11 protein-coding genes, 1 pseudogene and 1 riboswitch are annotated in these 13409 nt (G+C 64.7%); of the genes and pseudogenes, 9 read left to right on the forward strand and 3 right to left on the reverse strand.

Going from position 1 to position 13409, the window contains the following annotated elements; translation table 11 throughout:
• Window positions 1-58 precede the first annotated feature (58 nt).
• Genes FJ964_RS15455 through FJ964_RS15475 form a run of 5 tightly spaced genes read left to right on the forward strand, consistent with a single transcriptional unit; the run spans window position 59 to window position 6183 of the window.
• Window positions 59-703, forward strand: coding sequence for a DUF2291 family protein (locus FJ964_RS15455; RefSeq protein WP_140551165.1), 645 nt, complete (start codon window positions 59-61; stop codon window positions 701-703).
• Entirely contained in the window at window positions 700-2247 is a 1548-nt protein-coding gene (locus tag FJ964_RS15460) for a sugar ABC transporter ATP-binding protein (RefSeq protein ID WP_140551166.1), read from the forward strand. Before FJ964_RS15455 ends, FJ964_RS15460 begins: the two co-directional genes overlap by 4 nt.
• A complete protein-coding gene (locus FJ964_RS15465; RefSeq protein ID WP_140551167.1) occupies window positions 2247-3311 on the forward strand; it encodes an ABC transporter permease in 1065 nt (354 codons plus the stop codon). Before FJ964_RS15460 ends, FJ964_RS15465 begins: the two co-directional genes overlap by 1 nt.
• 2 nt (window positions 3312-3313) lie before the next feature.
• The gene (locus FJ964_RS15470; protein WP_140551168.1) at window positions 3314-4348 is read left to right on the forward strand and encodes a Gfo/Idh/MocA family oxidoreductase; all 1035 of its coding nucleotides are present in this window, start codon (window positions 3314-3316) and stop codon (window positions 4346-4348) included.
• Window positions 4345-6183, forward strand: coding sequence for a hypothetical protein (locus FJ964_RS15475; RefSeq protein WP_140551169.1), 1839 nt, complete (start codon window positions 4345-4347; stop codon window positions 6181-6183). Before FJ964_RS15470 ends, FJ964_RS15475 begins: the two co-directional genes overlap by 4 nt.
• Window positions 6184-6193: 10 nt before the next feature.
• Here FJ964_RS15475 and FJ964_RS15480 read toward each other — a convergent pair whose 3' ends face one another.
• Window positions 6194-6907, reverse strand: a complete 714-nt coding sequence (locus FJ964_RS15480; protein WP_140551170.1) for a transcriptional regulator NanR — start codon at window positions 6905-6907, stop codon at window positions 6194-6196.
• Between the two features lie 283 nt (window positions 6908-7190).
• Here FJ964_RS15480 and oiaX point away from each other — a divergent pair, with 283 nt between their 5' ends.
• Window positions 7191-8441: a 3-oxo-isoapionate-4-phosphate decarboxylase OiaX gene (oiaX, locus tag FJ964_RS15485; RefSeq protein ID WP_140551171.1), complete on the forward strand. Its 1251-nt coding sequence runs from the start codon at window positions 7191-7193 to the stop codon at window positions 8439-8441.
• Window positions 8442-8449: 8 nt separating this feature from the next.
• Window positions 8450-9772: a four-carbon acid sugar kinase family protein gene (locus tag FJ964_RS15490; RefSeq protein WP_140551172.1), complete on the forward strand. Its 1323-nt coding sequence runs from the start codon at window positions 8450-8452 to the stop codon at window positions 9770-9772.
• A 102-nt stretch (window positions 9773-9874) separates the two neighbouring features.
• On the opposite strand, the pseudogene FJ964_RS15495 reads toward FJ964_RS15490, so the two are convergent.
• Window positions 9875-10688 (reverse strand): annotated as a pseudogene (locus FJ964_RS15495) (methyltransferase domain-containing protein).
• Between the two features lie 155 nt (window positions 10689-10843).
• Window positions 10844-11383, reverse strand: a complete 540-nt coding sequence (locus FJ964_RS15500; protein WP_140551173.1) for an Lrp/AsnC family transcriptional regulator — start codon at window positions 11381-11383, stop codon at window positions 10844-10846.
• Between the two features lie 49 nt (window positions 11384-11432).
• On the opposite strand from FJ964_RS15500, the gene FJ964_RS15505 reads away from it, so the two are divergent.
• Both FJ964_RS15505 and FJ964_RS15510 read left to right on the forward strand, forming a co-directional pair.
• Window positions 11433-12623 (forward strand): MFS transporter, encoded by a 1191-nt coding sequence (locus tag FJ964_RS15505; protein WP_140551174.1) that lies wholly within the window; start codon window positions 11433-11435, stop codon window positions 12621-12623.
• A 59-nt stretch (window positions 12624-12682) separates the two neighbouring features.
• Window positions 12683-12831, forward strand: a riboswitch (FMN riboswitch).
• 77 nt (window positions 12832-12908) lie between these two features.
• A complete protein-coding gene (locus tag FJ964_RS15510; protein WP_140551175.1) occupies window positions 12909-13382 on the forward strand; it encodes a 6,7-dimethyl-8-ribityllumazine synthase in 474 nt (157 codons plus the stop codon).
• Window positions 13383-13409: the final 27 nt, after the last annotated feature.

Genomic DNA, 13409 nt, shown 5'->3' on the forward strand with positions numbered 1-13409 from the left:
GCGAGGGGCGAACCGAGGTTCGTCCCTCGCTCCTTTTCACCAGGATGCCTCGACCGCCATGCAGAAAAAGCCGAGTTGGCCGATCCTTGCCCTGACCGCCGGCATCGCGCTCAGCGCCTGCAAGATCCTGCCGACGCCATCGGCGCAAGGCGACGGCAATGCTTCCGCCTTCAACCCTGACAAGATGGTCGAGGACATCTGGGCGGCGAAAGTCATCCCCTACCTCAGGCAGAAGGCGGGACCATTCGCCGAGGTCCATGCGCTGGCGAAGAACGATCCGGCCGCGGCCGGCGCCAAATACGGCAATCCGAAGAAGCAGGCGAATTCGCCATGGACCTTCGCTGTGCGCATCGAGGGCAAGATCGTTGCCGCCAACACGCAGTCGCGCGCGGCCACCATCGATGTCGATGTCGACGGTGACGGCAAGGCGGATGCGCGCGTCCAGATCGGGCCGGCGATGCGCGGCACGGCGCTGCGCGACAGCCTAGACTTCGTCCAGTTCAACGATTTCACCAATCAGATCGACTTCGCCCAGTTCGGCAAGGCTTTCAACGCCCATGCCGGCAAGACGGTGCTCTCCAAGCTGCCGCGCGAGGCGCTGGAAGGCCGCACCGCCAAGGTGCTCGGCGCCTATACGATCGAAGGCGGCCAGGACCTGCCGCTGGTGACGCCGGCGGAGGCCGAGATCGGGCCGAAGCCATGAGCCAGACGAATGGCCATGACGTCATCCTCAAGCTGGAGGATGTCTCGAAAGTCTATGCCGGCACGGTCGCGGTCAAGCAGGCGAATTTCGAGGTGCGCAAGGGCGCGGTCAACGTGCTGGTCGGCGAAAACGGCGCCGGCAAGTCGACGCTGATGAAGATCATCGCCGGCGTCGAGCAGCCGACAGTAGGGCGCATCCTGCTCGAAGGCGAAGAGGTCTCGTTCTCGTCGTCGGGAGATGCGGTCGACCGTGGCATCGGCATGGTGTTCCAGGAGCTGAACCTGTTCGGCAATCTGTCGGTCGCCGAGAACATCTTCGCCACGCGCGAGATCACCAACCGCTTCCGCAAGATCGACCGCAAGGAGCAGGAGCGGCGGGCCGGCGAATTCCTGGAACGGCTGGAAGCCGGCATCCGGCCCGACATGCTGGTCGAGGATCTGCGCATCGGCCAGCAGCAACTGGTCGAGATCGCCAAGGCGGTTTCGCTCGACGCCAAGATCCTCATCATGGACGAGCCGACCTCGGCGCTGAGCGCCGCCGAAGTCGAGATCCTGTTCAAGGTGATCGCCGACCTCAAGGCGCGCGGCGTCGCCATCGTCTACATCTCGCACCGGCTGGAGGAACTGATCCGCATCGGCGACTACATCACCGTGCTGCGCGACGGCCGCATCACCGGCCAGGAGGAGATGAAAAACGTCGATACGCAGTGGATCGTGCGGCAGATGATCGGCTCGGACGCAAAGGACTTCGCCAAGGCCGACGGCCACGTGCCGGGCGCGGAAATCTTTCGCGCCGAGGAGATCTGCCTGCCGCGTGTCACCGGCGGGCTGGCGGTCGACCACGTCTCGCTGTCGCTGCGCGCCGGCGAGATTCTCGGCATATACGGGCTGATGGGTGCGGGGCGCAGCGAGCTGTTCGACTGCATCATGGGCCGTCACGGTCATGCCAGCGGCAAGATCTTCATCGCCGGAAAGCAGGTGAAGGAGCGCGACACGACGCGCCGCATCCAGCGCGGGCTGGCCTTGATCCCCGAGGACCGCCAGCGCGAGGGCCTGGTGTCGATCCTCTCGGTTGCCAGCAATTTGACGATGGCCAGCCTGTCGCGCTTCGTGCGCCTTTTCCATATCCGAGGCGGCGCCGAGCGGCAGGCCGTGATGCAGATGGTGCGGGAACTCGCAATCAAGGTCGCCGACCCGGCGCAGGAAGTCTCGTCGCTGTCGGGCGGCAACCAGCAGAAGGTGGTGATCGGCAAGGCGCTGCTCACCGGGCCGAAAGTGCTTCTGATGGACGAGCCCAGCCGCGGCATCGATGTCGGCGCCAAGGCCGATGTCTTCCGCACCATGCGCAAGCTTTCGCGCGACGGGCTGGGCATCCTGTTCGCCACTTCCGACCTCGATGAGGTGATGGCGCTGTCCGACCGCATCGCGGTGATGAGCAATGGCAGATTGACCGGCATGTTCGACCGCGCCGAAGCGACGGAGGCGGCGATCGTCGCGGCGTCGGCGCTGGGCCACGGACCGGCGGCACATGGGGAGCAACGCTGATGACTGACATTCCGGCCAAGGCGGCCGCTTCCTCCGCCTCCAGCGGCTCGGCGCTGCTGACGCTGATGAAGCTCAGAACCTTCATCGCCCTGATCGCCGTGCTGGTGTTCTTCTCGATCGCGGCGCCGAACTTCCTGTCGGCCGCCAATCTGATCCTGATGGCCAAGCACGTGGCGCTCAACGCCTTCCTCGCCATGGGCATGACCTTCGTCATCATCACCGGCGGCATCGACCTTTCGGTCGGCTCGATCGTCGGCCTGTGCGGCATGGTGGCCGGCTATCTCGTGCTCAACGGCATCGACCTGCAGATCGGCTACACCATCTATTTCAACGTCGTCGAGGTCGCCCTGATCACGCTCGCGGTCGGCATGCTGATCGGCGCCGTCAACGGGCTGCTGATCACCAGGCTCAATGTCGCGCCCTTCATCGCCACGCTCGGCGTGCTCTATGTGGCGCGCGGCTTCGCGCTGCTTTCCTCCGACGGCCGCACTTTCCCCAATCTCGTCGGCAAACCGGAACTGGGCACCACCGGTTTCGGCTTCCTGGGCGCCGGCCGGCTGCTCGGCCTGCCGGTCTCGATCTGGATCCTGATCGTGGTGGCGCTTGGGGCGGCCTATCTCGCCCGCTACACCCCGCTCGGCCGCCACATCTTCGCCGTCGGCGGCAATGAGCGTGCGGCGCGCATCTCGGGCGTGCGCGTCAATATGGTCAAGATGTTCGTCTACATGTTCTCCGGCTTCTGCGCGGCGATCGTCGGGCTGATCATCTCGTCGGAGCTGATGGCCTCGCATCCGGCAACGGGCGAGAGCTTTGAGCTCAACGCCATCGCCGCGGCAGTGCTTGGCGGCACATCGATGTCGGGTGGCCGCGGCACGATCGGCGGCACCATCGTCGGCGCCTTCGTCATCGGCATCCTTTCGGACGGGTTGGTGATGATGGGCGTGAGCTCGTTCTGGCAGATGGTGATCAAGGGCCTCGTCATCATCGTCGCCGTCGTCGTCGACCAGGCGCAGCGCCGGCTCCAGCAGCGCGTCACCCTGATGCAGATGGCAAAGGCGGGCTGATCATGACGGAGTTGCGTGGAGCGCTGATCGGCTGCGGCTTCTTCGCCGTCAACCAGATGCATGCCTGGCGCGATATCGAGGGCGCCTCGATCGTCGCCATTTGCGACCGCGATCCGGAGCGGCTGCGGATCGTCGGCGACCAGTTCGGCGTGACGCGGCGCTACACCGATGCGGCGGAACTTTTCGCCGCCGAGACGCTCGATTTCGTCGACATCGCCACCACTGTCGGCAGCCATCGGCCGCTGGTCGAGATGGCGGCCGCGCATGGCGTTCCCGTCATCTGTCAGAAGCCGTTCGCGCCGACGCTTGGCGATGCCAAGGCGATGGTCGCGGCCTGCGCCAAAGCCGGCGTGCCGCTGATGGTGCATGAGAATTTCCGCTGGCAGTCGCCGATCCAGGCGGTGCGCGCCGCGCTCGACAGCGGTGAGATCGGCACGCCCTTCTTCGGACGCATCTCCTTCCGCTCCGGCTATGACGTGTTTTCGGGCCAGCCCTATCTGGCAACGGGAAAGCGCTTCATCATCGAGGATCTCGGCATCCATATCCTTGACATCGCCCGCTTCCTGCTCGGCGACGTCACGAGCCTGACTGCGCGGACCACACGTATAAACCCCGCGATCGCCGGTGAGGATGTGGCGACGATGCTCATGGATCATGCCGGCGGTGCCACGTCGGTTGTCGACTGCAGCTATGCGACCAAGCTCGCCACCGAGCCGTTCCCGGAAACACTCATCGAGCTCGACGGCGCCGACGGCACGATCCGGCTGGCGCAGGGCTACCGGCTGACCGTCACCGGCAAGAGCGGAACCAGAATGAGCGATGTCTCGCCGCCGCTTCTGCCCTGGGCCTCGCGGCCATGGCACAACATCCAGGAAAGCGTGCTGGCGATCCAGCGGCACTGGGTCGACTGCCTTGCATCAGGCAAGGAGCCGGCCACCTCGGGCGCCGACAATCTCAAAACCTTCGCCCTTGTCGAAGCCGCCTATGCGGGTGCTGCGAGCCGCGAACCGGTGCAGATCGAAGCCTTGCTCAAATGACAGCCGACGCGTTCGATCTTTACGACACACGGGCGGCCGAAGCGGCACCGATCCTGCTGTGTGCGGGCGCGCTGAGCGCGGAGCTGGTCAATGGCAATTTGCGCACCATCCGCCATGGCGGCACCGAAGTGCTGCGCGCCATCGCCTATATCGTACGCGACCGCGACTGGGGCACTTATGAGCCGGCGCTCACGGCCCTGAACATCGACCAGAAGGACGACCGTTTCTCGGTAAGCTATGAGGCGAATTGCACCGGCCCGGACGACAGCAGCCTTCGCTTCCACGCGACGATCGAAGGCTCCGCCGACGGCAGGTTGGTCTTCGATGTGACCGCACTGCCCGAGAGCGACTTCGAGACCAACCGCTGCGGCTTCTGCATCCTGCATCCGATCGCCGGCCTCGCCGGCAGCCCGGTGACGGTGGAGCACACCGATGGCAGCGTGGTGGAGACGGAGCTGCCTGATCTGATCGACCCGTGGCAGCCCTTCAAGGATCTGCGTGCCATCACCCATGGAGTGCGTCCCGGCCTCAGGGCCGAATGCCGGATGGAAGGCGATATTTTCGAGATGGAGGATCAGCGCAACTGGTCGGACGCCTCCTACAAGACCTATGTGCGGCCGCTGGCTTTGCCGTGGCCCTATGTGCTGCCGACCGGCCAGCCGATGCGCCAGACGGTGAGCCTGCGCCTCATCGGCGACACCAGGATGCCCGCCGCGACGGCGAGTGCCGAACCGGTCCGCATCGAGCTCGGCGAGACCGGGCCGAGGCTGCCTGACGTCGGCGTGATCGTCTATCCCGAGGATGTTGAGGCAACGCTGGCCGAACTGCCGATGCTGGCAAGGCTCGGCCCGCAGCAACTCCTCTTCCATTTCGATCCGACGCGCGGCCACGGCCTGGACGCGCTGCTCGCCCATGCCCGGCTCTCCGCGGCCTATCCCGCTTCGACCACGCTGGAATGCGTGGCGGCCTGCACCGGCGACGTCGATGCCGAACTCTCCGATGTCGCCGCCATGGTGCGCCGGGCCGGCCTGCGGCTCGATGCGGTTGCCGTCTCGCCTTCCGTTGACCGCCAGTCGACGCCGCCGGGCAGCGCCTGGCCGGCATGTCCGCCGCTGGAAGATATCTATGCCGCGGCGCGGCGCGCCTTTCCCAGCATTCGCCTCGGCGGCGGCATGTTCAGCTATTTCACCGAGCTCAACCGCAAGCGCGTGCCCGCCGACCAACTCGACTTCGTCACGCACTGCACCTGCCCGATCGTTCACGCCGCCGACGATCTCAGCGTCATGCAGTCGCTGGAAGCGCTGCCCTTCATCACCCGTTCCACCCGGGCGATCTTCGGCGACAAGCCTTACCGGATCGGCCCGTCCACCATTGCCATGCGGCAGAACCCCTATGGCGGCGCGACCAAGGACAATTTCGCCGGCCAACGCATCGCCATGGCGAACCGTGATCCCCGCCATGCCGCGCAGTTTGCCGCCGCCTGGACCATCGGCTATGCCGCGCGGGTCGCGCCGGCCGGGCTGGAGATGCTGACGCTGTCCAGCGTCACCGGGCCGTTCGGCGTGCTGGCCGCATCCGGGGAGCCCGTCGCCGAGGGATCACCACGGCCGATTTTCCAGGCCATCCAGGGGCTTTGCGAATTGGCCGGGCTCGCGCATGTTGCCGCGAAAACAAGCGACGAGACGCGTGTTGCGGCGCTGGCCGGACGCGCCGCCTCGGGCGACATCATCGTCTGGCTGGCGAACCTGACGGCGAACGATCTCACGGTTGATGTTTCGGCGCTGAGCAAGGGCCATCTTACGATGTCGCCCTACGCCATTGCGCGAATTGGATAGGCAAACAGCCTTACTTATCGGAATTCATCACATAGAGCGCACGGGAGCGTTCGAGATGCTTGATCATCGCCTTTTCGGCGCCATCGGCATCCCTGTGCTCAATGCGGTCGATGATCTCCTCATGCTCGGTCAGCGTGTATTGTTCCTTACCGGTCCAGATCAGCATCTCGGTGTGGTATTCCTTCAGCCAGCCGAGTGTGGCTTCGCTGACGGCAACATAGATCGGATTGCCCGATATCGCCGATATCTGGGTGTGGAACTTCATGTCCGCGGAGATGAAGGCTTCGGAATCACCGCGCGCGGCGCGCTGCTCGGCCACCGTTGCCCTGAGCCGCTGCACATCCTCGGCGGTCGCCTTTTCCGCGGCTTCCCTGACCATGCCGCGCTCGAAGAAGATGCGCGCCGTCTTCAGGTGCTCCAGCGTGTCCCTGGATGAAGACAGGATGATCTTGGCCGCGCCGTCGACCTGCCTGATGATCGATTTGGCGGTGAGTTGCAGCACCTTGGCGCGCTCGCCATGCGAGATGGCGACCAGTCCCATATTGCTCAGCGCCTGCATGGCCTCGCGGATCGCCGGCCGGCCGACCTCGAAGCGCTCCATCAATTCGCGTTCGGACGGCATGTCGTCGCCCGGCTGCAGCTCGCCGCTGGTGATCAGCCGCTTCAGCCTTGCAAAGACTTCGTCGGAAAGTTTGCGCCGGACGATCGGCTCCGAACGGTTCATCGTGACGAATCACTCCCTGGCCCGGTTCCTGTTTAGCATTCCAGGCAGGATTACCGGAATGCCTGCGCCTGGAGCGTTCCCGCGATCACGCAATCGCCAAGCCGCGCCAGCTCTTTGTTCCAGGCAATTCCGAACGAAAAACGCCGCTCATCTTCCCGGAATTGCCGAAGCCCGGCCCTCTTGCCGAAGTCGGGATATTGCTTGCAATACTTAGGTACTCATTATACCAGATTTCCTGCGCGACAAAACTTTTTTCGAACCCTTTTCGAGCGGCCGGCAAACCATGATCACGCTTACCTATCGCATCGAAACCGCTGGCGGCATCGAAGCGCTGGCGGCCAAGATCGCGAGCGACCAGTCGACCGGCACGTTCGTCGCGCTGCCCGGCGAGACCGAGGAGTTGAAAGCGCGTGTGGCGGCTCGTGTGCTGGCGATCAGGCCCCTGCCCGATGCCGAGCAGCCGTCGCTTCCCGGATCCGGGAACGGCCCCTTCCGACGCGCCGATGTCGACATCGGCTTCCCGTTCGACGCCATCGGCACCGACCTGTCGGCGCTGATGACGATCGCCATCAGCGGCACCTATTCGATCAGGGGCCTGTCCGGTATCCGGGTCATCGACATGAAGCTGCCGGAACAATACCGGGGCGCCCATCCCGGCCCGCAATTCGGCGTTGCCGGCAGCCGCAAGCTGACCGGGGTCGAGGGCCGTCCCATCATCGGCACCATCGTCAAACCGGCGCTGGGCCTCAGGCCGCACGAGACGGCCGCGATGGTGGGGGAACTGATCGAAGCCGGAGTCGATTTCATCAAGGACGACGAGAAGCTGATGAGCCCGGCCTATTCGCCGCTTGGCGAGCGGGTGAAGGCGATCATGCCGCTGATCCTCGACCACGAGCAGAAGACCGGCAAGAAGGTGATGTACGCCTTCGGCATCTCGCATGCCGATCCTGACGAGATGATGCGCAACCACGATCTGGTGCTCGAAGCCGGCGGCAATTGCGCGGTTGTCAACATCAACTCCATCGGCCTCGGCGGCATGGCCTATCTCAGGAAGCGCTCCGGGCTGGTGCTGCATGCGCACCGCAATGGCTGGGACATACTCACCCGCCACCCCGGCCTCGGCATGGATTTCAAGGTATGGCAGCAATTCTGGCGGCTGCTCGGCGTCGACCAGTTCCAGATCAACGGCATCGGCTCGAAATACTGGGAGCCGGACGATTCTTTCGTCCGCTCCTTCGAAGCGGTGACCACGCCGCTGTTTTCACCAGACGATTGCGCGCTGCCCGTGGCCTGCTCTGGCCAATGGGGCGGCCAGGCGCCGGAGACCTATGAGCGCACCGGCCGCACGGTCGATCTCCTCTATCTCTGCGGCGGCGGCATCGTCAGCCATCCGGACGGGCCCGGCGCGGGCGTGCGCGCGGTGCTGCAGGCATGGCAGGCCGCGGTCGAGGGCATCGCTCTCGACGAATTCGCGCGCGACCATGCCGAGTTGGCACGCTCGATCGAGAAGTTCAGTGACGGCAAGGCAGCCTGAGCGAAGTCATGCAGAACCTGCTCCTGAGTTATTATGGCGACGACCTCACCGGCTCGACCGACGTCATGGAGGCGCTCGAACTCGGCGGCGTGCCGACGGTGCTGTTCATGCGCCCGCCCGACCAGCGCCTGCTGGCGCGATTTGCCGATTGCCGGGCCGTCGGACTGGCCGGCACCAGCCGAAGCGAAACGCCGCAATGGATGGAGGAGAATCTGGCGCCCGCCTTCGAATGGCTGAAAGGCCTCGAAGCTGCGGTTTGCCATTACAAGATCTGTTCGACCTTCGATTCCAGTCCGACGGTCGGCAATATCGGCCGCGCCATCGAGATCGGCCGGCGCATCTTCGGCCAGAGCAGCGTGCCGATGGTCGTCGGGGCGCCGCAGCTCAAGCGCTACACGGCCTTCGGCAACCTTTTCGCGGCGTTCCGCGGCGAGTATTTCCGCATCGACAGGCATCCGGTGATGAGCAGGCATCCGGTGACGCCGATGAACGAAGCAGACCTGCTGGTGCATCTCTCGCGCCAGACCAGTCTCAGCTCCGGCCTTGTCGACCTGGCGACATTGCAGACCGACGATCTCGCGCAAACGGTCGACCAGGCCGTGCAAAACAGGGCGATCGTCCTGTTCGATGTCGAAAGTCGCCAGACACAGAAACGCGTCGGTGAGCAGATCTGGCGTATCCATAACCAGGGCCATGGCTTCGTTGTCGGATCCTCGGGCGTCGAATATGCCTTGCTTGCCGAATGGGCCGGCAGAGGCATTGCCTCCGGACAGGCATCGTTCGCGCCGCCGGGACCGGTGGACCGCCTCGCGGTGGTCTCGGGCAGCGTGTCGCCGACCACCGAAAAGCAGATCCGCCACGCCCTTGCCCACGGTTTCGACGGCGTCGAGATGGATGCCATGCAACTGGTCACGGAGGGCGCCGCCGACGCAATCGAGCGCGCCGTCGCGAGCGGATTGGCAAGCCTGGCTGCGGGGCGCAGCGTCATCCTCTACACAGCTCTTGGTCCACAGGCCGACCGTAGTGCGGAGATCGACCATATCGAAGGGGCACGCAACAGGCTGGGCCGGGCGCTGGGTGACATTCTGCGCCGGCTGGTCGTCGAGAAGAAACTCAAGCGCGCGGTGATCGCCGGCGGCGACACTTCCAGCCACGCGCTCGGACAATTGGCCATCGACGCGCTGACCGTGCGCATGCCGTTGCCGGAATCGCCGGGATCACCGCTCTGTGTCGCTCATGGCGGCGGCGCGATCGATGGCCTCGAAATCGCGCTCAAGGGCGGCCAGGTCGGCACCGACGCCTATTTCGAGACGATCCGGCTGGGAAGCTAGCTAGAGCATTTCCGGCGAAACAGGATCGCCTCTAATGCTTTATCTGTTTGTTCCTACGCAATTCCTGACGCAAAACCGCTGCGCACTTTTGCTGGAATGGCTCTAAGCCGTTGCCATGATGACGTGAGCCTGAATCTGGGCGGCCACCGCGCCGCTGCCATGTCTGTCTGCAATCGCGGATGCGGCATAGTCGGTCGCGGCTTGCAGCTTCCCGGCCTCCCGGGCCTCGATTTCGGTGCGAAGCACAGTTCCCTGGCAATAAGCGACGGCGGGAAGGCGCGGCGAGGATGCACGGCTTTGTTCGGCTCTCGTCTCGATGATCACAGGGAGAAAAGCCAGCGTCCTCCAGCTCGCGACGGATCACTGCCTTGTCGTGATAGCCATGCGGCGTGCGTGCCAGAAAGCGCGGCGGATCGTCGGGGAAGATCCTCGCGAGAGCATTCGTCACATCGTCGGCAAAGACGTTCTCCTCGATGCGATCCCATACGCTGAACAGGAAATGTCCTCCCGGCTTCAGGACTCGCCTGGCTTCGCGGTAGGCAGATGGCCGGTCGGGAAAAAACATCGCGCCGAACTGACAGCAAACGAGGTCGAAGGCCGCATCTTCAAACGGCAGGGCCAAGGCGTCCGCCTGACGCCATGTGATGCGACCGTCGGGAGGTTGTCGCGAAGCGGCGTGGTCGAGCATCGGCTGGTTGAGGTCGGTTACGGTATAGCTTGCGCCGGGAGACAGTTTTGGCGCCAATGCGCGCGTGACGACCCCCGTGCCGGCGGCCGTCTCCAAAACAGCGGCGGGCGACAGAAACGCTGCCCGTCGTGCCAGATCCGCAGCGAACGGCTCGAAAATCAGCGGCACCATATAGCGGTCGTAGTTTTCCGGTATGGAGCCAGCGAACAGCTTGTCCGTGTCCTGCATTGCCATCACCCGCCGCCTGCCTGGAGGTTCGGGAGATTAGCATATCATTGTTTGTCTTGCGCCGTTTTCGGCGGAGATGACCAGTCCACCTCCAAATCAAAGAGATAGAGCATGATGTCGTCCGAAAACCGCTTCGCGCTTATCGGCATCAAGCCTTAGTACAGGGGCTCGGCCATGTGCCTGGGCGCCGGCCACTGCGTCGTGACGCCGGGCTGCACCGGCCGCTCGAGATAGGTCGACAGCACGACATAGCTACGTGTCGAGGTGACGCCGGGTGTTTCGTAGAGGCGAGCGAGCAGGCCTTCCAACGCCCGCGTGTCCTCCGTGCGCACCTTCAGCAGCATACAGGTGTCGCCGGCAACCGTGTGGATCTCCTCGACCTCCGGATATTGCGAAACCGCCATCAGCTCCGGCGTCTTGCCCCAGCCCTTGGTGTCTATATGCACGAATGCCAGCAGCGGCTTCTTGACCGCCTTGGGGTCGATGATAGCAGCCGTGCCGCGAATGGCGCCACTGCGCCGAAGGCGCTTGACGCGCTCATGCGCGGCGGGCGGCGAAAGGCCGACACGATCGCCGAGTTCAGCATAGCTGACCGTGGCGTCGTCGACGAGAACGCCTAATATCTTTCTGTCGATGGCGTCGACGTCGCGGGGTGCCGGCCTGTTCTGCGGAATGCCATTTGTTTCTTCGTCCATAGTGGAAATTCCCGATTGTCGCCGAATAAAATACGGCCATTATGAAGATATGTCGAACAGTGATCAAGCAGCAACCCTGGGTGCGAACGCCCGGCCGCCCATCCCGGCGCTGGCCTATCTCTTGACCGGATGCATCGCCGTGATCGGCTCGAACTCCCTGGTGCTGGGGCCGATTGCTCCTGCCGTGGCGGTGTCGTTCGCGACCAGCGTGCCTGTCGTGATGATGGCGGCGGCCGCTTTCGGCCTCGGCACCTCGGCGAGCGCCTTGTTCCTGGCGCGCTACATCGACCGGATCGGCGCGCGCCGGATGCTGCAGGCGGCCTTGCTGCTGCTGGCATTGGCGCTTGTCGCGAGCGCCGCGGCGCCGACGGTGGCGGCACTGGTCGCCGCGCAGCTTCTCGCCGGCATCGCCGCCGGCGTCGCCATGCCGGCAATCTATGCCAGTTCCGCGGCGATCGCCCCGCCCGGACGGGAAAGCGGAACGATCGGCGTCGTGCTGACAGGGTGGACACTGAGCATGGTGGCCGGCGTTTCGCTGTCGGCGGTGCTTGCCGATCTCGTGCATTGGCGGGCCGTCTTCGCCGCCGTGGCGCTGCTGGCGGCGATGGCGCTTGGCAGCCTCACCGCATCGTCACTCCCGGATGTCAGGAAGGCCGGCCCGGCGCCGGCGCCGCTCGAGGCGCTCGGCACCCCCGGCATCGTGCCGCTGCTGATCGCCTGCGGCGCCTTCATGACTGCCTTCTACGGTGTCTACGGCTATCTTGGCGACCATCTCCACAGCGGGCTGGGTCAGCCGGTCAGCGCCAACGGCCTGGCCGCACTCGCCTATGGCGCCGGGTTCGGCACGGCGGCGCTCTTCGACGGCATCATCGATCGCCTGGGGGCTCGCCGCGTCATGCCCTTCGCCTACCTTCTCGTCGCCATCGTCTATGTCGCGATCGCCGCGACAAGCAACAACTATGGCCTGACGCTCGCCATGGTGGCGGCTTGGGGTCTGGCCAATCATTTCGGTCTTAACGTGCTGGTGATGCGCCTGTCGGCGCTCGATCCGTCGCGGCGCGGCACGATTATGGGCCTGAACAGCGCGGTGACCTATCTGGCGGTCTTTGTCGGCACCACCGGCTTCGGGCCGCTATATTCCGGTTTCGGCTTTGCCGTGTCGGCGATGGTGGCGGCGGTGCTCATGCTGATCGCGGCCTCGGCCGCGGCATGGCGCCCGCGCCAGCCACACAGGACGTGATGGGCCACCAGCCTTCGCCTGGTTGACAGCAGCGCCCCTGCCCTTCCATACAAAGCCGTCAATGTTCTCAGGGCGGGGTGAAAGTCCCCACCGGCGGTAAAGGGTTTCGGCCCAAGCCCGCGAGCGCTTTCCGGCAAAACCGGAAGGGTCAGCAGATCCGGTGCAATTCCGGAGCCGACGGTTACAGTCCGGATGGAAGAGAACGAAACGGAAGACGGACCGCCCCCGGCGGCCGGTTTTCGTATCGTGCGTCCTGATTCTGGTTCGAAACGGAAGGATGGACCCATGAATCAGCATTCCCACAAAGACTATGAAACGACCCGCGTTGCCGTTGTCAGGGCGCGCTGGCACGCGGATATCGTCGACCAGTGTGTCGCTGCCTTCGAGGCGGAACTTGCAGCACTCGGCAACGGCCGCTTTGCCGTCGAAATCTTCGACGTGCCCGGCGCCTACGAGATCCCGCTGCACGCCAAGACTTTGGCGGAGACGGGTCGCTACGCCGCGATCCTCGGCGCTGCCTTCGTCGTCAATGGCGGCATCTATCGGCATGAGTTCGTCGCCGGCGCCGTTATCGACGGCATGATGAACGTGCAGTTGGCAACCGGCGTGCCCGTGCTTTCGGCGGTACTGACGCCGCACAATTATCACGACAGCGCCGAGCACCACCGCTTCTTTCTCGAGCACTTCCAGGTGAAGGGCAAGGAAGCGGCCGGCGCATGCGTCCAGATCCTGGCGGCGCGAAAGCACATCGCCGCCTGAAACAGCCGAGAGCGGGGTGGAAATCCC

It is taken from the genome of Mesorhizobium sp. B2-3-2, assembly GCF_006442295.1.
In the GTDB taxonomy this organism is placed as follows: Bacteria; Pseudomonadota; Alphaproteobacteria; order Rhizobiales; family Rhizobiaceae; genus Mesorhizobium.